This is a genomic window from Pseudomonas sp. NFPP28 (assembly GCF_900115535.1).
In the GTDB taxonomy this organism is placed as follows: domain Bacteria; phylum Pseudomonadota; class Gammaproteobacteria; order Pseudomonadales; family Pseudomonadaceae; genus Aquipseudomonas; species Aquipseudomonas extremorientalis.
The window spans coordinates 47,057-69,361 of the sequence record NZ_FOWT01000014.1; the positions used below are offsets into that span (position 1 = coordinate 47,057).

The 22,305-nt window shown below is 61.9% G+C and carries 16 protein-coding genes and 1 pseudogene; 4 read left to right on the forward strand and 13 right to left on the reverse strand.

Annotated elements, in window-relative coordinates; genetic code table 11:
• Positions 1 to 79 precede the first annotated feature (79 nt).
• From BM110_RS28745 to BM110_RS28800, 12 genes are all read right to left on the reverse strand, one after another.
• A complete protein-coding gene (locus BM110_RS28745; RefSeq protein ID WP_092249939.1) occupies positions 80 to 2,851 on the reverse strand; it encodes a hybrid sensor histidine kinase/response regulator in 2,772 nt (923 codons plus the stop codon).
• Positions 2,852 to 2,951: 100 nt separating this feature from the next.
• Positions 2,952 to 4,244 (reverse strand): phosphoribosylamine--glycine ligase, encoded by a 1,293-nt coding sequence (purD, locus tag BM110_RS28750; RefSeq protein WP_071493000.1) that lies wholly within the window; start codon positions 4,242 to 4,244, stop codon positions 2,952 to 2,954.
• Between the two features lie 113 nt (positions 4,245 to 4,357).
• On the reverse strand, positions 4,358 to 5,965 hold the full coding sequence (gene purH / locus BM110_RS28755) for a bifunctional phosphoribosylaminoimidazolecarboxamide formyltransferase/IMP cyclohydrolase (RefSeq protein ID WP_092249942.1): 1,608 nt from the start codon (positions 5,963 to 5,965) through the stop codon (positions 4,358 to 4,360).
• Positions 5,966 to 6,046: 81 nt separating this feature from the next.
• A complete protein-coding gene (gene fis / locus BM110_RS28760) occupies positions 6,047 to 6,367 on the reverse strand; it encodes a DNA-binding transcriptional regulator Fis (protein ID WP_002555375.1) in 321 nt (106 codons plus the stop codon).
• A complete protein-coding gene (gene dusB, locus BM110_RS28765) occupies positions 6,364 to 7,377 on the reverse strand; it encodes a tRNA dihydrouridine synthase DusB (protein WP_092249945.1) in 1,014 nt (337 codons plus the stop codon). The genes fis and dusB overlap by 4 nt, the downstream gene beginning before the upstream one ends.
• Before the next feature lie 185 nt (positions 7,378 to 7,562).
• Positions 7,563 to 8,765 (reverse strand): DUF3426 domain-containing protein, encoded by a 1,203-nt coding sequence (locus BM110_RS28770; RefSeq protein WP_093514649.1) that lies wholly within the window; start codon positions 8,763 to 8,765, stop codon positions 7,563 to 7,565.
• Positions 8,766 to 8,795: 30 nt separating this feature from the next.
• Positions 8,796 to 9,674, reverse strand: a complete 879-nt coding sequence (prmA, locus tag BM110_RS28775) for a 50S ribosomal protein L11 methyltransferase (protein ID WP_093514650.1) — start codon at positions 9,672 to 9,674, stop codon at positions 8,796 to 8,798.
• 234 nt (positions 9,675 to 9,908) lie between these two features.
• Positions 9,909 to 11,270: an acetyl-CoA carboxylase biotin carboxylase subunit gene (accC, locus tag BM110_RS28780; protein WP_093514651.1), complete on the reverse strand. Its 1,362-nt coding sequence runs from the start codon at positions 11,268 to 11,270 to the stop codon at positions 9,909 to 9,911.
• A gap of 17 nt (positions 11,271 to 11,287) precedes the next feature.
• The gene (gene accB, locus BM110_RS28785) at positions 11,288 to 11,752 is read right to left on the reverse strand and encodes an acetyl-CoA carboxylase biotin carboxyl carrier protein (protein WP_010213489.1); all 465 of its coding nucleotides are present in this window, start codon (positions 11,750 to 11,752) and stop codon (positions 11,288 to 11,290) included.
• Positions 11,753 to 11,776: 24 nt separating this feature from the next.
• Positions 11,777 to 12,232 carry a type II 3-dehydroquinate dehydratase gene (gene aroQ, locus BM110_RS28790; RefSeq protein ID WP_010213488.1) on the reverse strand — a complete coding sequence of 152 codons (456 nt, stop codon included), beginning with the start codon at positions 12,230 to 12,232 and terminating at the stop codon, positions 11,777 to 11,779.
• Between the two features lie 295 nt (positions 12,233 to 12,527).
• Positions 12,528 to 14,489, reverse strand: coding sequence for a methyl-accepting chemotaxis protein (locus BM110_RS28795; protein ID WP_093514652.1), 1,962 nt, complete (start codon positions 14,487 to 14,489; stop codon positions 12,528 to 12,530).
• Between the two features lie 53 nt (positions 14,490 to 14,542).
• Positions 14,543 to 16,213 carry a response regulator gene (locus tag BM110_RS28800; protein ID WP_093514653.1) on the reverse strand — a complete coding sequence of 557 codons (1,671 nt, stop codon included), beginning with the start codon at positions 16,211 to 16,213 and terminating at the stop codon, positions 14,543 to 14,545.
• A 388-nt stretch (positions 16,214 to 16,601) separates the two neighbouring features.
• Here BM110_RS28800 and BM110_RS28805 point away from each other — a divergent pair, with 388 nt between their 5' ends.
• The 4 genes from BM110_RS28805 to speA all read left to right on the forward strand — a co-directional run bounded on the left by BM110_RS28805 (position 16,602) and on the right by speA (position 20,720).
• The gene (locus BM110_RS28805; protein ID WP_371322043.1) at positions 16,602 to 17,579 is read left to right on the forward strand and encodes a DUF2333 family protein; all 978 of its coding nucleotides are present in this window, start codon (positions 16,602 to 16,604) and stop codon (positions 17,577 to 17,579) included.
• A gap of 2 nt (positions 17,580 to 17,581) precedes the next feature.
• Positions 17,582 to 18,118, forward strand: coding sequence for an NUDIX hydrolase (locus tag BM110_RS28810; protein ID WP_092249960.1), 537 nt, complete (start codon positions 17,582 to 17,584; stop codon positions 18,116 to 18,118).
• A gap of 173 nt (positions 18,119 to 18,291) precedes the next feature.
• The gene (locus tag BM110_RS28815; RefSeq protein ID WP_017849660.1) at positions 18,292 to 18,663 is read left to right on the forward strand and encodes a translation initiation factor Sui1; all 372 of its coding nucleotides are present in this window, start codon (positions 18,292 to 18,294) and stop codon (positions 18,661 to 18,663) included.
• A gap of 143 nt (positions 18,664 to 18,806) precedes the next feature.
• On the forward strand, positions 18,807 to 20,720 hold the full coding sequence (gene speA / locus BM110_RS28820) for an arginine decarboxylase (RefSeq protein ID WP_093514654.1): 1,914 nt from the start codon (positions 18,807 to 18,809) through the stop codon (positions 20,718 to 20,720).
• Positions 20,721 to 20,927: 207 nt separating this feature from the next.
• Here the strand turns inward: speA and BM110_RS28825 are convergent.
• Positions 20,928 to 22,296 (reverse strand): annotated as a pseudogene (locus BM110_RS28825) (MATE family efflux transporter).
• Positions 22,297 to 22,305: the final 9 nt, after the last annotated feature.

The window sequence follows — 22,305 nt, forward strand, 5'->3', positions numbered from 1 at the left end:
TCAGGCGAAAGAGATCAAAGGCGGGAGGGGCGGTGCGACGATTCGACTTGCCCCTCCCACATTTGACTGCATTTCAAGTTCAGGAAGGTGCGTGTTCTGGGCGCTGTTGCCGCTGGGCGACCCAGAATTCCACCAGCTCGCGCAACTGCGACAACTCCACCGGCTTGGCCATATGCCCATCCATCCCGGCCTGGCGCGCACGTTCCTTGTGTTCCGACAGAATGTGCGCCGTCAACGCCACCACCGGCGTGCGGATGCGCTGGTGGCTGACTTCCCACGCGCGCAGTTGCTGGGTCGCCGAGAAACCATCGAGGATCGGCATTTCACAGTCCATCAACACCAGGTCATAACGCTGGGCCTTCATCGCCTCCAGCGCTTCCTCGCCGTTGCTGGCGGTGTCCGGGTCGAGGTTGAGCTTGCCGAGCATGCCGCGGATCACCTTGGTGGAGATGCTGTTGTCTTCGGCTACCAGGATGCGGAAATCCGCCGGCACGGTGATGGCGGCCGGAGTGCTGAGGACCGGACGTGGCGGCACGTTGCCTTTGCTGCGCTGAGTCAGTTCGTCGGCCAGGGTGGTCTTGAGCGTATAGCCGGCCACCGGTTTGGCGAGGATGCGCTTGATCCCGCAATTGCGCGCAATGATCTTGCTCGGCGCATTGCTGATGCCGGTAAGCATGATCAGCAGGATGTCATGGTTCAGGCTCGGGTCCTCCTTGATCTTCGCCGCCAGTTGCATGCCGGTCATGCCGGGCATGTTCTGGTCCAGCAGCACCACGTCGAAGTAGTCGCGCAGGTGCGCCTTGGTGCGCAGCAACGCCAGGGCTTCCTTGCCCGAGGGCACGGCGCTGACGTTGAGGCCCCAGGCGGAACATTGTTGCACCAGCACTTTGCGGCAGGTGTCGTTGTCGTCCACCACTAGCACGCGCGCGCCTTTGAGCGGGCCGTCGAGGTCGGAGGTCGGGTGTTCCAGGCGCTCCGGGTCCAGCGGCAGGGTCAGCCACAGGGTGCTGCCCTGGTGGCTGCCGCTCTTGATGCCGAACTCGCCGTTCATCAACAGGATCAACTGGCGGGCGATGACCAGGCCCAGGTGGCCATTCAGCCGGGTGGCCGAGAAGAAATTCTTGCTGTGCAGCTCACTGTGCAGCAGGGCGTCGCGCTCCGAGGCTTCCATGGGCAGGCCGCTGTCCTGCACGGCAATGCGCAGGCGTGGCTTGGTGCTGCGGTCGTCCAGTGCCACCACGATCAGCACTTCGCCTTCGTCGGTCTTTTGCAGGGCGTTTTCCAGCAGGCTCAACATGGCCTGGCGCAGGCGCGTCGGGTCGCCGCTGATCACGCGGGGCACCTGGGGCTGGATAAAGCTGATCAGTTCGACATTCTGCTGCTCGGCCTTGGCGCGGAAGATACTCAGGCAGTCTTCGATCAGCGCATTGAGGTCGAATTGCACATCGTCCAGTTCGATCTGGCCGGATTCGAGCTTGGAGATATCGAGGATTTCATTGATCAGCGTAAGCAGTTCGTTGCCGGCGCTGTGGATGGTCTGCACGTAGTCGCGCTGTTTCACCGACAGCGGCGTACCCAACAGCAGTTCGGTCATGCCCAGCACACCGTTCATGGGGGTGCGGATTTCGTGGCTGATCTTGGCCAGGAACTCGGCCTTGGCCGCGATTTCGGCATTGCTCGCCGCCAGGTCGCGGCTGAGGCTGAAACGCGCCTCGACAATCGCACGCTGGCGTTCGCCCAACGCCAGGCTCATCAGCAGGCCGCTCAGGCAGATAAACGCCAGCAGCGTGACGATCAGGCCCTGGGGCGAGACCATCGTCAGGCCCAGCAACGCTGGCAGGATGATCAGCGTACCGATGTTGAACACCACCATCGCCACCACGAACAGACGTGCCGGGCGGTAGCCTTTCTGCCAGTGATAGGCCGAGACAAACAACATGCTCAAGCCGGCCAGGGCCACCAGGGCGTAGGTGATGATGTTCAGCGGCAGGGTGTTGACGAACAACAACAGCAGGCCGCACAGCACGATGAACAGGATGTCCGCCATCAACAGCTTGTTCAGCGGGTGCGGGCCCAGGGGCATGAAGAACCGGTAGGCAAACATCAGCCCGCACGGCGCGGTGAGCAATAGCGCCAGGTAGGCGCCGGGCGTCTGGATCGCATGCCAGTTCGGCAGCCATGGGCCCACCAGGTTGAGTAGCAGCGCCAGGCTGAGCATCAGCAGCACTTCGCAGGCCGCCAGCCACAGGCTGCTGCGCGAGCGGTGGTAGGCGAAGCGCGTGAGGTTGTGCAGGATCAGCATCAACAGGCAGCCGAACAGCAGGCCGTAGATCAGCGTCTGGGTCTGGTCGGCGGCGGCGAGCACGGCCGGTTCCAGGGTGATGTAGGGCCGCAGTTCGTGTTCCGAGACCAGGCGCAGGTAGACCTCGAGGGGGTTCTGGCTCTGGGGCATCGGCAGCATGAAGTCACTGCTGGGCAACGGCCGTTCAGCCTGGGGCTGGCGTGTACCGGTGCTCTGTTGTTCCACCAGGGTGTCGCCGTCCAGCACGTAGAGGCTCAGGTGCGACAGGTCCGGGGCGAATACCCGCAGCACTTGTTCGTGCTTGCCGGGTTGCAGCTTGAAACGTACCCACAACGCACCGTCCGGTTCCGCGGCGGTAATGCGGTCCAGGTCGATGGGGCTGAATTGGTTGGTGTAGCGCGAGGAACGGATGTCGCTCAGTTGCAGGTCGGCCTGTTCATCAAGCAATACTGCCCAGCCACTGCCTTGCGCGGCGGCCTGGGCCGGGAACAAGCAGAGCAGTGTCAGCAGACTGACAGTGAAACCTATGGCGATCCTGAGCCAGCGCACGGCGAAATCCCTTCGTAGGTTGATGCACGGTTAACTATGCGCGGGTAGGCCTGCATACGGCAAGGGCCAGCGGCCCCTGCCTAGCCGAACGGATAGCTGCTTACTGGTTCTCGCCACGCTCCCGCGCAATGGCGCGATAGCCGATGTCCTTGCGGTAGAAGCAGCCTTTCCAGTCGATCTTCGCGGCCAGCTTGTACGCCTGTTGCTGCGCGGCGTCGACGCTGGCGCCCATGGCGGTGGCGCATAGCACACGGCCACCGGCCGTCACGACCTGGCCATCCTTGAGCGCGGTGCCCGCATGGAACACCTTGCCTTCCAGCGTAGCAGCCGCGTCCAGGCCTTCAATCACATCGCCCTTGGCGTAGTCGGCAGGGTAGCCACCAGCCGCCAGCACGATGCCGACGCTCGGACGTGGATCCCACTGCGCTTCAACCTTGTCCAGGGCCTGGGCCAATGCCGCTTCGACCAACAGCACCAGGCTCGATTGCAGGCGCAGCATCACCGGTTGGGTTTCCGGGTCGCCGAAGCGGCAGTTGAACTCGATGACTTTGGGGTTACCGGCTTTGTCGATCATCAGGCCGGCATACAGGAAACCGGTGTACACATTGCCTTCGTCGGCCATGCCGCGCACGGTCGGCCAGATCACCAGGTCCATGACGCGCTGGTGCACATCGGCCGTGACCACCGGGGCAGGGGAGTAGGCACCCATTCCACCGGTGTTCGGGCCGGTGTCGCCGTCGCCGACGCGCTTGTGGTCCTGGCTGGTGGCCATCGGCAAGACGTTCTTGCCGTCGACCATCACGATGAAGCTGGCTTCTTCGCCGTCGAGGAACTCCTCGATGACCACGCGGGAACCTGCGTCACCGAAAGCGTTGCCGGCGAGCATATCGCGCACGGCGTCTTCGGCTTCCTGCAGGGTCATGGCGACGATCACGCCTTTACCAGCAGCGAGGCCATCGGCCTTGATCACGATTGGCGCACCTTTTTCGCGCAGGTAAGCCAGGGCCGGCTCGATCTCGGTGAAGTTCTGGTAGTCGGCAGTCGGGATCTTGTGGCGGGCCAGGAAATCCTTGGTGAAGGCTTTGGAACCTTCCAACTGGGCCGCACCGGCGGTAGGGCCGAAGCAGTCCAGGCCACGGCTGCGGAACAGGTCCACGACGCCGGCCACCAGCGGCACTTCCGGGCCGACGATGGTCAGGGACACATTTTTCTCGGCAAAGTCCGCCAGTTGCTCAAGTGCCAGCACGTCGATGGCAACGTTTTCGCACTTGGCTTCAATGGCGGTGCCAGCGTTGCCGGGCGCGACGAAGACTTTCTGGACACGCGGGTCCTGGGCAACTTTCCAGGCCAGGGCGTGTTCACGGCCACCGCTGCCAATGATCAAAACATTCATGTCAAAAACCTCAAATTCTGTAGGCGCTCAGGGTGCGCTTCAATGTGGAGCCGAACTCATGTGGCAAGCCCGATCGCCACACAAGCCCGCTCCCACATTTCGATCGAGTTGAATCAGTGACGGAAGTGACGCATGCCGGTGAAGACCATGGCGATGCCAGCTTCATCCGCGGCGGCGATCACTTCGGCATCACGCATCGAACCACCCGGTTGGATCACGGCGGTTACACCGGCTTTCGCGGCGTTGTCCAGGCCGTCACGGAACGGGAAGAACGCATCGGAAGCCATCACCGACCCCACCACCTGCAAACCGGCGTGCTCGGCCTTGATCGCGGCGATACGCGCCGAGTTCACACGGCTCATCTGGCCGGCGCCGACCCCGATGGTCTGGCGGTTCTTGGCGTAGACGATGGCGTTGGATTTAACGTACTTGGCCACCTTCCAGGCGAAGATCAGGTCGTTGATCTCCTGCTCGGTCGGGGCGCGCTTGGTCACGACTTTCAGGTCTTCGCTGCCGATCATGCCGATGTCGCGGCTCTGTACCAGCAAGCCACCGTTGACGCGCTTGTAGTCCCAGGCCGCTGCACGCTCGGCCGACCACTCTCCGCAGGCCAGCAGGCGCACATTGGCTTTGGCTGCCACGATGGCGCGGGCTTCTTCGCTGACGCTTGGGGCGATGATCACTTCAACGAACTGACGCTCGACGATCGCCTTGGCGGTCTCGGCATCCAGTTCGCGGTTGAACGCAATGATGCCGCCGAAGGCCGATTCGGTATCGGTGGCGTAGGCCAGTTCGTACGCCTGGCGGATACCGCCTTCAGCATCCGGGCTCACGGCCACGCCGCATGGGTTGGCGTGCTTGACGATCACACAGGCCGGCTTGACGAAGCTCTTCACGCATTCCAGCGCGGCGTCGGTGTCGGCCACGTTGTTGTAGGACAGCTCCTTGCCTTGCAACTGGGTCGCCGTGGCGATGCCGACTTCGGCAGGCTTGGCTTCCACGTAGAACGCCGCGCTCTGGTGCGGGTTCTCGCCGTAGCGCATTTCCTGGGCCTTGATGAACTGGCTGTTGAAGGTGCGCGGGAACTGGCTGCGGCCTTCGGTGCTGAGGGTTTCAGCGGCCTGGTTCACGGTGCCCATGTAGTTGGCGATCATGCCGTCGTAGGCGGCGGTGTGTTCGAACGCCTTGAGCATCAGGTCGAAACGCTGGGCGTAGGTCAGGCCACCGGCTTTCAGGCTTTCCAATACGTTGGCGTAATCACTGGCGTTGACCACGATGGCCACGTCTTTGTGGTTCTTGGCCGCCGAACGCACCATGGTCGGGCCGCCGATATCGATGTTTTCGATGGCGGTCGGCAGGTCGCAGCCTGGCTTGTTGATGGTGGCTTCGAATGGGTAGAGGTTGACGGCCACCAGGTCGATCGGCTTGATGCCGTGCTCGGCCATGATCGCGTCGTCGGTGCCACGACGGCCGAGGATACCGCCGTGGATTTTCGGGTGCAGGGTCTTGACCCGACCGTCCATCATTTCTGCGAAGCCGGTGTAGTCCGCCACTTCCACTGCGGCCACGCCATTGTCCCGCAGCAGTTTGAAGGTCCCGCCCGTGGAGAGGATTTCCACGCCCAGGGCTTCCAGCTCCCGGGCAAATTCGAGGATCCCGGTCTTGTCGGAGACACTGATCAAGGCGCGGCGGATCGGCAGGCGGGTAGTCTGGTCGGTCATTTCAATTTCCATCAAAAGCAAAGGAGTCAGCAAAAAAGGCGACCGGTTTTACGCGGGCGCCTTTCTGGTTTGATTGAATGCTTACAGCAAATCGTATTGCTTGAGCTTTTTGCGCAAGGTGCCACGGTTGAGGCCCAGCAGCTCACTGGCTTTGGTCTGGTTGCCCTTGACGTAGTTCATCACGCTTTCGAGCAAGGGCGCCTCGACTTCGGAGAGCACCAGGTTGTACACGTCCGTGACGGAAGCGCCCTCAAGGTGGGCGAAATAATTGTGCAGCGCCTTCTCGACACTCCCGCGAAGGGTCTGGCCTTCTTCGCTCGGCGTGTTGAGGTGCTGTTTCAAATTGACGTTGTCGCTCACGGGTGTTGTTCCACTCACTAAAGTCTCGGTCATCATCGTCATGCGGCCACCCCCTCTCCGTCCCCTGTCCCCAGGCTCTTTTCACGCTCGCTGAAGTACTCTCGAACGGTGGCGACCTGTGCTTGCGTATCATCCAAACGATTGAAGTGGGCGCGAAACTCCCTGGCGCCCGGCAGGGTTGCGAGATACCAGCCGACATGCTTGCGAGCAATGCGTACTCCCATCACGTCCCCATAGAAGGCGTGCAGGGCGGCCAGATGCTCTAGCAGAATACGTTCCACTTCGATCAGCCCCGGTGCCGGCAACACTTCGCCGGTACGCAGAAAATGATCGATCTCACGAAAAATCCACGGACGCCCCTGGGCGGCCCGGCCAATCAACAAGCCATCGGCACCGGTGGCATGCAGCACGCGCCTTGCCTTCTCGGCGGAGTCGATGTCGCCATTGGCGAATACCGGCATCGATACCGCCTGCTTGATCGCAGCAATGGTGTCGTACTCGGCTTCACCGGTGTAAAGGTCGGCGCGGGTACGGCCATGCACCGCCAGCGCTGTAATGCCTGCCTGTTCAGCGATCTTCGCCACTGTCAGGCCGTTCTTGTTGTCCCGGTCCCAACCGGTACGGATCTTCAGGGTAACCGGCACATCCACTGCGGCGACAACGGCCTGCAGGATCTCGGCCACCAACTGCTCATCTTTCAACAGGGCCGAACCGGCGGCCTTGTTACAGACCTTCTTGGCCGGGCAGCCCATGTTGATGTCGATGATCTGCGCCCCCAACTCCACGTTGGCACGGGCCGCATCCGCCAGCATCTGTGCATCTCCACCGGCGATCTGTACCGAGCGGGGCTCGGGATCACCTTCGTGGATCATGCGCATCCGCGATTTGCGGGTGTTCCACAAGCTCATGTCGCTGGTGACCATTTCCGAGACTACTAGACCCGCGCCCAAACGCTTGCACAGCTGACGAAAGGGCTGGTCGGTGACGCCCGCCATCGGGGCGAGGATCAAGCCGTTCTGCAATGTGTATGGGCCGATGCGTACCGCCGACATAGGACTTCCCTGTTGTGGGGCCGGATCATTAGAGTTCGAAAAAGGGTTGGCATGATACCCGCTCTCGATGACTGGATAAAGGCTGAATTGGATAAAATCTGAACAGTTATTTCTTTATCGCCAGCGGTTTGGTTACGCAGGGGAAAGTCAATAACCTGCCGTCAAACTTCAACGCGTGAACCGATTCACTCGGGCGAATGGAAGCTCAGGCTGTAATTCACGGCTTTGTTGCCCGGATCGAGGATATCCAGTGAGATATGGATCGGGGTTTGCGATGGCATTTCGCTAACGCCGGCCAGCTCACCGCTGAGGTATTCGGCGGGTTTGAAGCGACGGCTGGCAATCAGGTTGCCGTTCAGGTCGGCAAAACGCAGCTCCAGCAGCGGGAAGGGCTGGGAGAAGGTGGCGCGGTTGTAGATGATCGCGTCCACCACCAGCGCCCCGGCGAAATCCGGGTGGCTGCGCACTACCAGGTTACTGCTCTTGATATGGGCAATATCGACCCGCGATGGCACGGTGCAACCCAGGGTGGGGCACAGTTGCTGGAACCACGGGCGATAGGCGTCCTGGCGGGCCAGGTCGTCGAATTGGTAGGCGATGTATTGGCCTGCGAGGCCGGCGGCGGCGATCAGCACCAGCAGCAGCCAGACCAGGCGACGGCCCAGGCCTGTCGGGCGTTTTTGTGCGTAGAGGTGCAGTGGATCGTCTTCCAGGTCCTGCAGCAGGTCGTCATGGGCGCTGGTTTCAGCGCGTGGGCGCTTGCGGCGGGGGGGCAGGCGATCGTCGGGTTCGGCCGCTTTGGTCAGCGGTGTAAACGGTGGGTCGATGTCGTCATCGTCTGGTGTTGAACGCAGGGGGGGCTCATCGTCGCGATGGTCGGTGTGGAACGACATGGACGGTTCGGTGCGCTGCCTGGTCGCAGGTTCTGGCTGGTCTTCGGTGACGTGGAGGCGCTCTTCAGGCGGCTCGCTGAACAGGCTTGCCGCCCATTTTTCTTCTTCGGCCTTGACCGTGTCGCGGCTGGCGCTGAAGGACTCATCCTTTTGGCGGCGGTCGGTGCCGGGCTGGCGACGATCTGCGCCAACAGGCTGCGTGTGCTGAATCTCGCGGCGTTCCAGCTTGGCCAGTTCTTCATCCAGGTCCAGGTTGTCCAGGTCCAGCTCTTCCGCGCTCCACTGCTTCTGGCTGATCGCGCGCGGCGCCTCGGGAGTCGACTCGGGCTGCGGTGTCGGCGCCTGGGCGCGTTGCTCCAGCAGTTGGCGAGCCGCATTGAACACTTGCAGGCACGAGCCGCAGCGCACCACGCCACGGGCCACGCTCAATTGAGCGTGGTTGACGCGAAAGCGTGCTTGGCAATGCGGGCACTGGGTGACGAAACTGTCGGTCATGCGGCCATCCGATTCAGGCAAGCGCTCATTCTAGCGCCGACGACCGCTGATGCGTACCCAGCCATCGCGGTTGGCGATCGGGTCCAGCTCGAAATCCTTGGCGTAGGCAGCGGCGACGTCTTCGCCCTGCTCGGCCAGGATGCCCGACAGCGCCAGGCGGCCGCCCGGCTTGACCAGGCTCGACAACTGCGGCGCCAACGACACCAGCGGGCCGGCGAGGATGTTGGCCACCAGCACGTCGGCCTGTACCTGGGGCAATTGCTCCGGCAGGTAGAGTGGGAATTTGCCTTCAGGAATGTTGTTGCGCCCGGCGTTATCGCGAGAGGCTTCCAGGGCTTGCACGTCGATGTCGGTGCCCACGGCTTCCTTGGCGCCGAGCAGCAGGGCGGCAATCGCCAGGATCCCCGAGCCGCAGCCGAAGTCCAGCACGTAGCTGTCGGTCAGGTCCTGGCCGTCCAGCCATTCCAGGCACAGCGCGGTGGTCGGGTGGGTGCCGGTGCCGAACGCCAGGCCCGGATCCAGCAGCAGGTTGACGGCGTCGGGCTCGGGCGCGGCATGCCAGCTCGGTACAATCCACAGGCGCTGACCAAAACGCATCGGCTGGAAGTTGTCCATCCAGCTGCGTTCCCAGTCCTGGTCTTCGATGACTTCGCTGTGGTGCTCTGGCAGCGGGCCGCCGGTGAGCAGCTCCATATGGGCCAGGACGCTGGCGGCATCGGTGCCCTCTTCGAACAGGGCCAGCAAATGGGTGTGGGACCACAGCGGCGTGGTGTTGAGTTCGGGTTCGAAGATCGGCTGGTCTTCGGCGTCCATGAACGTTACGGAGACAGCGCCTACTTCGAGGAAAGCGTCTTCATAGGTTTCGGCTTGTTCTGGGCTGATGGCGAGACGGACTTGCAGCCAAGGCATGGCGGGCACCTTTGAAAAAATGAGTGTGCAGCGCGGTGGGGCTGCGAAAGGGCGCAAGTTTACGCGAGCAGCGGTCAGAAGACGACTGTGCTGGCGATTTGCAGTATTCAAAATATACACAGGACAACTGTGGGAGGGGGCAAGCTCTTTGTCACATTGGACCCTGTACATCCAGGAAATCCGGGGCCCGTAAACAACAAAGCCGCCCGGAGGCGGCTGTGTCGTTTGGCGCACTTACTGGTTGGCCAGCTTGTGTTCCAGGTAGTGGATGTTCACACCACCTTCGCAGAAGCCTTCATCACGGACCAGGTCCCGATGCAGCGGGATGTTGGTCTTGATGCCGTCGACCACGATTTCGTCCAGGGCGTTGCGCATACGGGCCATGGCCTCGTCGCGGGTAGCGCCCCAGGTGATCAGCTTGCCGATCAGCGAGTCGTAGTTGGACGGCACCTTGTAGCCGCTGTACAGGTGCGAATCCACACGTACGCCGTTGCCGCCGGGCGCGTGGAAATGCTTGATCAGGCCAGGGCTTGGGATAAAGGTTTTCGGGTCTTCGGCGTTGATGCGGCACTCCAGGGAGTGGCCGTGCATCTTCACGTCGTCCTGGGTGAAGGACAGCGGGTTGCCGGCGGCGATGCTGAGCATCTCCTTGACGATGTCGATACCGGTGACCATCTCCGACACCGGATGCTCTACCTGCACACGAGTGTTCATCTCGATGAAGTAGAAACGACCGTTCTCGTACAGGAACTCGAAAGTACCCGCGCCACGGTAGTTGATGTCGATGCACGCCTTGACGCAACGAGCCAGTACTTCCTGGCGCGCTTTTTCATCCAGGCCCGGTGCTGGCGCTTCTTCCAGGACCTTCTGGTGACGACGTTGCAGCGAGCAGTCGCGGTCGCCCAGGTGGATGGCGTGGCCTTGGCCGTCGGACAATACTTGCACTTCCACGTGACGTGGGTTGGTCAGGTACTTCTCCAGGTAGACCATCGGGTTGCCGAACCAGGCGCCCGCTTCGGAGCGAGTCTGCTTGGCAGCTTCGATCAGGTCTTCTTCCTTATGCACCACGCGCATGCCGCGACCACCACCGCCACCGGCGGCCTTGATGATCACCGGGTAGCCGACTTCGCGACCAATGCGCAGCGCGGTTTCCTCGTCTTCCGGCAGCGGGCCGTCGGAGCCTGGAACGGTTGGCACGCCGGCCGCGATCATGGCGTCCTTGGCCGACACCTTGTCACCCATCAGGCGAATGGTTTCGGCTTTCGGGCCGATGAAGGCAAACCCGGACTTTTCCACCTGTTCGGCGAAATCGGCGTTTTCCGCGAGGAAGCCGTAGCCAGGGTGGATGCCATCAGCGCCGGTCACTTCCGCGGCCGCGATGATGTTCGAGACTTTCAAGTACGAGTTCGTGGCCAGTGGCGGGCCGATGCAGATGCTTTCGTCCGCCAGTTTCACGTGCATCAATTCGGTATCGGCCGTCGAGTAAACAGCGACGGTCTTGATGCCCTCTTCCTTACAGGCGCGCAGGATACGCAGCGCGATCTCGCCGCGGTTGGCGATCAGGACTTTTTGCAGTTTCTTCGCAGGTTTCAACATCGAAGGCGCTCCGCGGTTCAAACGATGGTGAACAGCGGCTGGTCGTACTCAACCGGCTGACCGTTTTCTACCAGGATGGATTCGATGACGCCGGCTTTTTCAGCGGTGATGTGGTTCATCATCTTCATCGCTTCAACGATGCAGATGGTGTCGCCCACTTTCACGGTAGCGCCGACTTCAACGAAGGCTGGCGAAGTCGGTGCCGGGGTGCGGTAGAACGTACCGACCATTGGCGACTTGACCACGAAGCCGTTCAGCGCCGGAGCGGCTGGGGCGGCAGGTGCAGCGGCGGCAGCAGGCGCGGCGGCCGGAGCAGCAGCGGCCGGAGCCGGCGCTTGCATCTGTGGTGCATAGAACTGCTGGGCCGGGGTCTTGCTGTGGCGGCTGATCCGTACGGACTCTTCGCCTTCCTTGATTTCCAGCTCGTCGATACCGGATTCTTCCAGCAGTTCGATCAGTTTCTTAACTTTACGGATATCCATGAATCATCAACTCCCAAGGGTCGGTCAGGGGCGCTTGGCCGGTTGTTCAAGTTGTTCCAGGGCGGCCTCCAGGGCCAGTCGGTAACCGCTGGCGCCAAGGCCGCAGATCACACCTACCGCTACATCGGAGAAGTAGGAGTGATGGCGGAAAGCTTCGCGTTTGTGCACGTTCGACAAATGCACTTCGATGAATGGGATGCTCACCGCCAGCAGCGCGTCACGTAATGCAACACTTGTATGCGTAAAAGCGGCGGGATTGATCAGGATGAAATCCACGCCTTCGCCGCGCGCGGCATGGATGCGATCAATCAATTCGTACTCGGCATTGCTTTGCAGGTAGAGCAGATGGTGGCCGGCTTCACGCGCCCTGCGTTCGAGATCAAGGTTGATCTGGTCCAGGGTGACTGCCCCGTAGACGCCCGGTTCACGGGTGCCGAGCAGGTTCAGGTTGGGTCCGTGAAGAACCAGTAAGGTCGCCATCGGCTGTTCCTTGTTATTGATGGGGGTACGGCAGAACCCGGCGACTATGCCGCAAAGCCTTTGTGACTGTCCAGTTCTATGCAGTAGGCGGCACGATTAGCGAGGATAGCGCGAAATTTGTGACTGTGGCCGGTGATCCGGTCATGGGTAATACGCTACTGAATGCCATGAAGGTCAAATGTGGGAGGGGGCTTGCCCCGATAGCGCTGGGTCAGTTACAGACACTGAGGCTGACACACTGCAATCGGGGGCAAGCCCCCTCCCACATTTGATCTCTATAAGGTTGAAGATCGTGTCAGACGCGGAAGGCTTGAACGGCAGTGTTGAGCTGCCCACCTAGCACCAGCAAGTGCTCACCCTGGCTGCGGCCCTGGCCGATTCGCAGCAAGTTGTCCTCACCCAACTGATGAATCCGCTCACTGTTGTCGCGAATCTCGCTGACGGCACCACTCTGCTGCGCGGTCACATCGGCGATGCGCACGGCGGTGTCGGAAATGGTCTGGATCGCCTCGACAATCTCATCCAGCGCACCGTCCGCCGCCTGGGCTTGCTGGGCGGTGGCTTCGGCGTGTTCGACCTGGGCCCGCATGCCTTGCACCGATTGGTGGGCGGCGCTCTGCAGCCCGGCGATCAAGGTCTGGATTTCTGCGGTGGCGCCAGCGGTGCGTTGGGCCAGCGAGCGCACCTCGTCGGCCACCACGGCAAAACCGCGTCCGGCCTCACCGGCACGGGCGGCCTCGATGGCAGCGTTGAGGGCCAGCAGGTTGGTCTGGTCGGCAATCGAGCGGATCACCGTGAGCACGCCGCCGATGGTGGCGGATTCCTCAGCCAGTTTTTCGATCATCTGCGCGTTTTGCTGCACTTCGCCCACCAGGGCACGCAGCCCGGTGAGGCTCAGGCCGATCACGCGCTGGCCTTGTTCCACGGCCTGGCCGGCACTGCGACTGGCACCGGCAGCCTGGCTGGCATCACCGGCGACTTGCTGGATCGTCGCCTCCAGTTCACCCAATGAATCTCGGATTTGCGCAGTATCCCCGGCCTGGCGTTCGGCGCCGTCGTGCAGGCCGCTGCTCAGTTCGGCGAGGGTACGGCTGCTGCTGGCAACTTCTTCGGCGTTGCCGCGAATGGTGCCGACCAAGTCCACCAGGTAGGTGCGCAGGCGGTTCAGAGACGCTTCGATATCGTGCAGTTCGCGATTGGTCTTGCCCAGGGCAATCGGCTGGCTGAAGTCACCCTCGGCCCAAGTCGACAGGGCCGGCGCCAGATTGGTCAGCACCCGCGCCAGCTTGCGTTGCAAGGTGTCGATCAGCAGCGCGATCAACAGGATCAGGCCAATCATCAGCCCTTGCATCAGGCGCACTTCACCCTGGATTTGGCCATGTTGCGCGCGCACCACCGGTTCCAGTGCGGCGATGGCTTGCTGAACGGAGTTGATTTTCTGGTGGGTCTTGGCGGCCAGTTCGGTGCGTTGCTGGATCTGGTCGCGGGTGCGCTTGAGTTCGGCGGGGTAGCGGGTGAGCAGGCTATTGAGTTCACGCTTGAGGTCGACGCCGGTGTCCTGGGCTTCGGTTTTTTCGCTGTTCTGCAGCCCCATCAGCGCGGAAAAGTCATCGGCGTTGGATTCGGCGCTGGCCTTGACACCGAGCAACGGCAGTTGCTCCAACAGGTCGGCCTGGCTGCGGATAGCGCCGACTTCGCGTTCCACATCGTCGGCCAGTTCCGCACGCCCGCTGCTCACCAGTTTGTCGCGGGCCAGGGATAACTTGCCCAGGTGCTGGGAGGCGGCCAGCAACGGCGGCAGATAGCGCGCGGCTTCGGGAGAGTTCACGCCGATGGCGTACTGGCTCAGTTGCTCCAGGTTCGCGCCCAATTCACGTTCGGCCTGTAGCAGCAAGGCTTGCGGGTCGCCTGCCAGCTTACCGGCCGCCAGCAATTCGGTCTTGCTGAACGCATCCAGGTCCACCAGGCTCGGGCGCAGGTTCTGCGCAAGGTCCGCAGGCAACTCGTCCAGATGCTGCAACAGGCTTTCCAGGCTCTGGCCCGCGCTGCTCAAGCGCAGGGCGTCGCCGCTGGCCAGGTAATCGTCGATATTGCGTGCGGCTTCATTCTGGAACGTCTGCGACAGGCCCAGGTAGCGCTCCATCAGCAAATAGGGTCGCTCCAGCGCCCGTTGCGACCACCACAACGTCGCCCCCAGCGCCAGGCACACGGCCACCAGAAGAAGGGTATTGAGATTGGTCAGCAGCTTCAGGCGCATGCGGGGTTTCAACCGACAGCAAAAGATAAGTGCCTGAAGTTATTGCGTTTCCATTACAGCGTTATGACGGATTCAGTGGATTCCGGTGAAAAGATGGCACTTTGCTTTGATGCGCGCGCGGGTTGTACGCGATTGCGTCCGGCGTCCTTGGCGCGGTACAGCGCCTCGTCGGCCTGGGCGGCCATCATCAGGCTGTCGGAGCCGTCGCACAGCTCCACCACCCCGGCGCTGAAGGTGCACCACAAATCCTGGGGTTGGGCCGGGTAATGGATTTCGGCAAAGCGCCCACGGATTTCATCCAGTACTTTGCAGGCGGCTTCCAAATCGGTGTCAGGCATCACAATGGCGAATTCTTCACCGCCGTAGCGCCCTATGTAGTCGGTCTTGCGCAGGCGCTGCTTGAGAAACAGCGCCAGACTCTTGATCACGCGGTCGCCCATGGGGTGGCCGTGGCTGTCGTTGACCCGCTTGAAGTGGTCGATGTCGAGCATGGCGAAGCTCAGCGGCTTGTTCTCGCGGCGTGCGCGGAAGCTGCAGTCTTCGAGCAGTTGCAGGATATGGGTGTGGTTGTACAGGCCGGTCAGGCTGTCGCGCACCATCCGCGCCTTGAGGTTGCGCGCCCGCGCCGCACGGTTGCGCACGGTGGTGATCAGGTGGCGCGGCTTGATCGGCTTGGTGAGGAAGTCATCGCCGCCTTCGCTCATGGCGTCCAGTTGCTTGTCCAGGTCGTCTTCGGCCGACAGGTAAATGATCGGCACGCTGACGTAACGGTCGTTATGGCGGATGACCTTGGCCAGTTCGGTGCCGGTACAGGCGGGCATATACATGTCGAGGATGATCAGGTCGGGCTGGAAGTCCGCCAGCTCGGCCATTGCCTGGATCGGCTCGATCAAGGTGCGGGTGACGATACCGGCGCTGTTGAGCAGCCGTTCGGTGTGCAGCGCCTGGGCCCGCGAGTCGTCGATGATCAGCACTTTATACGGCTCGTACTGGGCGACGCAGGTCAGCACTTCGATCTTTTCCAGCAAGCTGGAGGCTTCCAGCGTACCGGTCAGGAATTCCTGGCCTCCGGCGCGCACGGCGGCCAGGCGGGTCGGGGTGTCGGTTTCGTGCAGGCTGAAAAACAGCAGTGGCAGCTTCTGCTCCAGGCCTTCCTGGGCTTCGGCGGCGAGCTTGAGGCCAAGGCCGGCACCGCAGAAGTCCACGTCCATCACAATCGCCGACGGCAGGCGCTCGGCCATCGACGCGCGAAACGCCGCCATACTGTCCAACGACTGGGCGCTCATGCCAAAGAACTCCAACTGCTTGGCCAGGCGCTCGGCACGGTCGTGATCAGCCAGCATCACGTAGATCGGCTTGCGCATCGGCGGCAGGAAGGTTTGCTCAAGCTGGTCGCCCTGGCGCAGCCCGGTGCGGGACAGGCGTTGCATCAGGCGGTTGAGTTCGGTGATCAGTTGGCTGCTCAGGCGCCCGCGGTTTTCGTCCACGGCCTTGAGGGATTCGCCGATGTGCTGCGCCAACTGGCTGTGTTCCGGCTGTTCGAAGCGTTCGGCAAAGCGCAGCAGGCGCAGATTGGCCTCGCTGAGTTCGGAAAGGTCGGTGCCGGACCACTCGCTGCGTTGCAGGCGCTGCCAGATCTCAAGAATTTGACGTGCCTGATGAATTACCCGCTGGGCAAAATGCTGCTTGAGGCGCTCACGGCTGGGGTCTTCTGGCTCGGTCATATCCTGACTACTAGTGAGGGTGCATGCTGAGGTCGACTGATGGCTCTATGCTAGCACCTCTTTCCCGTCGGATGAGTGTCATACGTCAATAAACTGTGCGTGCGGAGTATTCAGTTGCTGACCCGCTGGTCGCGCGGCGGAAAAAGCGTGCATTCTTTATAGTCGAACAGCCTCTGTGCGCCAGTTTGGCGAAAAGCCCCGCACGGGCGGGCACGATGGGGTAGGGTTGTGGTCGGAGTGTTTGAACGCACGCCATCAATTCAAGTGCATGAACTCAAGTGATTGAAAGGATATCGCCATGCTGGACTGGAAAAACCGTGCAGGCAGCGCCAAAGGCCCCGCCCCTGAGCCCAAGTCGGCCAACCGCAGCTATTTTCGTACCCTGCTGATGAGCCGTGCCGTGCTCAGTGTGCTCGGCCTGTACCTGTTGGTCACAGGCGCCTTGGGCTGGTACTGGAGCGAAGAGCCGGCGCTGTTCCCGGTCCAGCAGAACGCGCAGATTGCCGCCGAAAAAGACGGCAAGCAGATGGTGGTGGGCTTTACCACCGTCGAAACCCTCAAGACGGTGGTTGGCACCTTGCTGAACAAGCCGGGTGGCTACATTTCCAACGACCGCTTCCCGCCAGGCCTGTGGATGGACAACATGCCGAGCTGGGAATACGGCGTGCTGGTGCAGGTGCGCGACTTGACCCGCGCCCTGCGTAAGGATTTCGCCCGCTCGCAGTCGCAGTCGGCCGAAGACGCCGACTTGGCCAAGGCCGAGCCGCGCTTCAACTTCGATAACAAGAGCTGGGTGCTGCCATCCAGCGAGTCCGAATACCAGGAAGGCATCAACTCCCTGAGCCGCTATGAAGCGCGCCTGTCCGACCCGAACCAGAAAGGCGCGTTGTTCTATGCGCGGGCCGACAACCTGAACAACTGGCTGGGCGATGTCGCCACCCGCCTGGGCTCGCTGTCGCAACGCCTGTCGGCCAGTGTGGGCCGCGTGAAGCTGAACACTGCGCTGAAAACCGAAGCGCTGGCGCCGGGTGAAGTGCCGCAGGTCGATGAAGAAGTGGTGGAAACTCCATGGATGCAGATCGACAACGTGTTCTACGAAGCCCGTGGCCAGGCCTGGGCCTTGTCCCACCTGTTGCGCGCCATCGAAGTGGACTTTGCCGACGTACTGGCCAAGAAAAACGCCACCGTCAGCGTGCGCCAGATCATTCGTGAGCTGGAAGCCTCGCAGGAACCGGTGTGGAGTCCTATGATTCTTAATGGCAGTGGCTTCGGCGTGCTGGCGAACCATTCGCTGGTGATGGCCAATTACATTTCCCGGGCAAACGCTGCAGTGATCGACTTGCGTCAGCTCCTCAACCAGGGTTGATGATGGACGCTACTCAAAAGGAGGCCGCCCACCGTGCGGCTTCCGACGCTGAACTGATCTGCTGGGTCGATGAGCATGACAACCTGCTCGGCGACCTTGTCAGGTCCGACCTGCGCCAGCGCGGCCTGATCGGCCGTTGCACCTTTATCTTTCTTTTCAATAGCGCCGGTGAGTTGTGTGTGCATCGGCGCACCTTGAGCAAAGCGCTGTATCCCGGTTACTGGGACACGGCGGCAGGCGGGATGGTGGCGGCGGGTGAGTCCTATGCCGTGTCGGCAGCCCGTGAGCTGGAAGAAGAGCTTGGGGTCAGTGGGGTGGCGTTGGTCGAACATGACCACTTCTACTTCGAAGATGGCGATAGCCGGCTCTGGTGCAAATCCTACTCAGCCGTGTGGGACGGGCCGCTGCGCCTGCAGCCGGAAGAGGTCATGGAAGCGCGCTTTTTACCTATCGACACCGTCCTGCAGGAGGCTGAGCAAAAGCCGTACTGCCCGGACGCCCAGGAAGGCTTGCGCCGCTATCTGGCCTCACGTCGCTAAAGTTGCATAAATTGGCGCCATTTGGCTCTTAGCAAGTCGGCTTTTTGTGGTTACACTGCGCGACTTTTCACCCGAACCGCCTTGGCGGTTCGGTAGCGCTGCCCCTGCCTGAGTGGGGCTTCGCGGTCGGTCAGTCTGATCGATCAGTCTTCATCCTCCCAAGAGGATTGCCGGTGGCCAAAAAAGCCGCATCCTTCGCCGCCCTTGGTGGCCTGGTATTTTCCACCGACGCAGGTCGACACTGCCCGGACTGTCGTCAGCCCGTGGACGCTTGCACCTGCAAACAGACCCTGATTCCCGAAGGCGACGGCATTGCCCGCGTGCGACGCGAGAGCAAAGGCCGTGGCGGCAAGACGGTGACCACCATCACCGGCGTGCCGCTGGCCGAAGACGCGCTGAAGGAGCTCGCCACCACGCTGAAAAAGCGCTGTGGCACCGGTGGCGCGTTGAAAGACGGCGTTATCGAGATCCAGGGCGATCACGTCGAGTTGCTGTTGGCCGAGCTGATCAAGCTCGGGTACAAGGCCAAGAAGTCCGGCGGCTGAAAGCCTCTTCCCGACCTGTGTCTAAACTCTGTCCTGCGCGCGGGGTCCTACCTTGCACGCAGGCAAATCGTCATTTTCATTCTTTAGACTGCGCCAGCCTCAACCAGAGGCGGCGCTTTCGCCTTCATTTATAGGGGACTTCGATGTCCGTACGACGCACACGCAAAGACGATGGCAGCCAATGGACAGTTGCGGACAGCCGCAGCGTTTACGGGATCCGCCATTGGGGGGCCGGGTATTTCGCGATCAATGAAGCCGGTCGCGTTGAAGTTCGTCCGAACGGCCCGAACAGCACGCCCGTCGACCTGTACGAGCAAGTCGACGAGCTGCGCAAGAGCGGCCTGTCGTTGCCGTTGCTGGTGCGCTTCCCCGACATCCTGCAAGACCGTGTACGCCAACTGACCGGCGCTTTCGATTCGAACATCGAACGCCTGGAATACCAGAGCAAGTACACCGCGCTGTACCCGATCAAGGTGAACCAGCAGGAAGCGGTGATCGAGAACATCATCGCCACCCAGAACGTGTCCATCGGCCTGGAAGCCGGCTCCAAGCCCGAGCTGCTGGCCGTGCTGGCCCTGGCGCCGAAGGGCGGCACCATCGTCTGCAACGGTTACAAGGACCGCGAATTCATCCGCCTCGCGCTGATGGGCCAGAAGCTCGGCCACAACGTGTTCATCGTGATCGAGAAAGAATCCGAAGTTGAGCTGGTGATCGAAGAAGCCGCCGGCCTCAAGGTCAAGCCACAGGTTGGCCTGCGTGTGCGTTTGTCTTCCCTGGCGTCGAGCAAGTGGGCGGACACCGGTGGCGAGAAATCCAAATTCGGTCTGTCGGCGGCGCAACTGCTGTCCGTGGTCGAGCGCTTCCGTGCGGCCGGCCTGGACCAGGGCATCCGCCTGTTGCACTTCCATATGGGCTCGCAGATCGCCAACCTGGCCGACTACCAGCACGGTTTCAAGGAAGCCATCCGTTACTACGGCGAGCTGCGCAACCTCGGCCTGCCGGTGGACCACATCGACGTGGGCGGCGGCCTGGGCGTGGACTACGACGGCACGCACTCGCGTAACGCCAGTTCGATCAACTACGACATGGATGACTACGCCGGCGTGGTCGTGGGCATGCTCAAGGAATTCTGCGACGCGCAGAGCCTGCCGCACCCGAATATTTTCTCCGAAAGCGGCCGTTCCCTGACCGCCCACCACGCCATGCTGGTGGTGCAGGTCACTGACGTCGAGAAACACAACGACGAAATCCCGACCATCGAAAACAAGGAAGCCCTGCCGGAAACCGTGCAATGGCTGGTGGACCTGCTCGGTCCGACCGACATCGAGATGGTCACCGAAACCTACTGGCGCGCCACCCACTACATGAGCGACGTGGCCACGCAGTACGCCGACGGCAAGCTGACCCTGGCCGAAAAAGCCCTGGCCGAGCAGTGCTACTTCGCCGTGTGCCGCCGCCTGCACAACTCGCTCAAGGCCCGCCAGCGCTCGCACCGCCAGGTGCTGGATGAGCTCAACGACAAATTGGCCGACAAGTACATCTGCAACTTCTCGGTGTTCCAGAGCCTGCCGGACACCTGGGCCATCGGCCAGGTATTGCCGATCCTGCCGCTGCACCGCCTTGACGAAGAGCCGCTGCGTCGCGCCGTACTGCAAGACCTGACCTGCGACTCCGACGGCAAGATCAAGCAGTACGTCGATGAGCAGAGCATCGAGACCAGCCTGCCGGTTCATGGCTTGAACGAAGGTGAGGACTACTTGCTGGGGATCTTCCTGGTAGGCGCTTACCAGGAAATTCTCGGCGACATGCACAACCTGTTCGGTGACACCGATTCGGTGAACATCTACCAGCGTGAAGACGGTTCGGTGTACAGCGCCGGTATCGAGACCCACGACACCATCGAAGACATGCTGCGCTATGTGCACTTGTCGCCGGAGGAGTTGATGACGCACTACCGTGACAAGTGTGCGAGCGCGAAGATCAGCGCCAGTGAGCGCACGCAGTTCCTGGATGCACTTCGGTTAGGGCTGACGCGGTCGTCGTATCTTTCGTCGTAAGCTATGAGAGGGTAGGAGCGAGCACATTCGCTCCTACCCTGCTGTGGGGCCTGAGCGCCGAGTACGGGTCTTCATTTGAGCTATGTCACCTCGCCGGATAGGGCAGGTCAATCTACCCTGACGCATTGAGCGTACACACAGTTGCCTGGGTTATATCCAGATCAATAGCTTGTCCCGGCGCCAGATTGCGTATCTGAGTTCCTTGCGTTACGGCCAATATGACCGCGGTGCCAAACGAGGGCCGAACCATCCATTCGCCCGATTGATTCGCCTGGCGATGACCCAAAGCAACAGACTGCGCGCCGACATGAACACCAGGAAGGTAATCCACAGCCCGTGGTTGCCCAGGCCCTGCAATGCCCAGGCAACCGGTAGCACTGAAACCACGGTCAACAGCATCCCATTGCGCATTTCCCGCGCCCGTGTCGCACCAATAAACAAGCCGTCGAGCAAATAGCTCCACACCGCAATCAAGGGCAATACGGCCAGGTAGGGCAGGTAGATATCTGCCGTTTCGCGCACGCTGGGGATATCGGTTTGCATGGCGATAAACAGGTGGCCGCAGACCGTGAACAGCAGGGCAAAGCCGACGCTGGCAATCAGCGACCAACCGCCAGCGACGACCAGTGAACGTCGCATGGCCTGGCGGTCGTGGGCGCCGATGGCGTGGCCGCACAAGGCTTCCACCGCATGGGCCAAGCCGTCCAGCGCATGGGCTGTCAACAACAGGCCGTTGAGCAGCAGTGCATTGGCCGCCACGGTGGAATCGCCCAGGCGTGCACCTTGCACCGTGATCATGAAAAACACCGATTGCAGCGCAAGGCTGCGGATGAAGATGTCGCGGTTCACCGCCAGCAGCGGGCGCCAGCTTTCCCACTGTTTCAGCGCCGCCCAGGCGATATGGCCGGGGTAGGCGCGCAGGGCTTTTTGCGTCATCGCCAGGCCCAGCAAGGCGCCGGTCCATTCGGCAATCACGGACGCCCGCGCCGAACCGACCACCCCCCAATCCAGGCCCAGCACAAACCACAGGTTCAGCGCGATGTTGACCAGGTTGGTGGTCAGCAGGATCGCCAAGGGCGCGCGTGCGTTCTGCGTGCCGAGGAACCAGCCGACCAGTGCGTAGCTGGCAAGGGCGGCAGGCAGGCCGAACAGGCGCGTGTGGAAAAAGTCCTGGGTCAGTTGATTGAGTTCGGGGGAGGGTTGCATCCATTCCAATGCCAGATGGCTGAACGGAATGCCCACGCTGCCCAGCAGCATGGCCAACCCCAACGCCAGTAGCAGGCCCTGCAGGAGGATTTGTCGCAGCGCGGCCCCATCATTGCGCCCGGAAGCCTGTGCGGCAAAACCGGTTGAGCCCATGCGCAGGAAACCCATGGCCCAGGCCAGAAAGGTATACAGACTGGCGCCGACCGCCACGGCCCCCAGTTGATGGGCGTGGGGCAGGTGGCCGATGACCATGCTGTCGACCAGGGCCACGAGAGGCACCGAGATATTCGACAGGATCATCGGCGCGGCCAGGGGCCCAGACGCGGCGGTGGGTAGGGCGGTGGCGCCAGTCGGTGAGTAGGGTGGGCATGGGGGCTCC

What these genes read in the sequence shown, in the direction of transcription:
- prmA (WP_093514650.1), bottom strand. Translation starts at nt 9,674, where the DNA reads ATGCCTTGGCTGCAAGTCCGTCTCGCCATCAGCCCAGAACAAGCCGAA.
- fis (WP_002555375.1), bottom strand. Translation starts at nt 6,367, where the DNA reads ATGACGATGATGACCGAGACTTTAGTGAGTGGAACAACACCCGTGAGC.
- aroQ (WP_010213488.1), bottom strand. Translation starts at nt 12,232, where the DNA reads ATGGCGACCTTACTGGTTCTTCACGGACCCAACCTGAACCTGCTCGGC.
- accC (WP_093514651.1), bottom strand. Translation starts at nt 11,270, where the DNA reads ATGTTGAAACCTGCGAAGAAACTGCAAAAAGTCCTGATCGCCAACCGC.
- purD (WP_071493000.1), bottom strand. Translation starts at nt 4,244, where the DNA reads ATGAATGTTTTGATCATTGGCAGCGGTGGCCGTGAACACGCCCTGGCC.
- BM110_RS28770 (WP_093514649.1), bottom strand. Translation starts at nt 8,765, where the DNA reads ATGACCGACAGTTTCGTCACCCAGTGCCCGCATTGCCAAGCACGCTTT.
- purH (WP_092249942.1), bottom strand. Translation starts at nt 5,965, where the DNA reads ATGACCGACCAGACTACCCGCCTGCCGATCCGCCGCGCCTTGATCAGT.
- BM110_RS28805 (WP_371322043.1), top strand. Translation starts at nt 16,602, where the DNA reads ATGAGCCGTGCCGTGCTCAGTGTGCTCGGCCTGTACCTGTTGGTCACA.
- BM110_RS28795 (WP_093514652.1), bottom strand. Translation starts at nt 14,489, where the DNA reads ATGCGCCTGAAGCTGCTGACCAATCTCAATACCCTTCTTCTGGTGGCC.
- accB (WP_010213489.1), bottom strand. Translation starts at nt 11,752, where the DNA reads ATGGATATCCGTAAAGTTAAGAAACTGATCGAACTGCTGGAAGAATCC.
- dusB (WP_092249945.1), bottom strand. Translation starts at nt 7,377, where the DNA reads ATGTCGGCGGTACGCATCGGCCCATACACATTGCAGAACGGCTTGATC.
- BM110_RS28810 (WP_092249960.1), top strand. Translation starts at nt 17,582, where the DNA reads ATGGACGCTACTCAAAAGGAGGCCGCCCACCGTGCGGCTTCCGACGCT.
- speA (WP_093514654.1), top strand. Translation starts at nt 18,807, where the DNA reads ATGTCCGTACGACGCACACGCAAAGACGATGGCAGCCAATGGACAGTT.
- BM110_RS28800 (WP_093514653.1), bottom strand. Translation starts at nt 16,213, where the DNA reads ATGACCGAGCCAGAAGACCCCAGCCGTGAGCGCCTCAAGCAGCATTTT.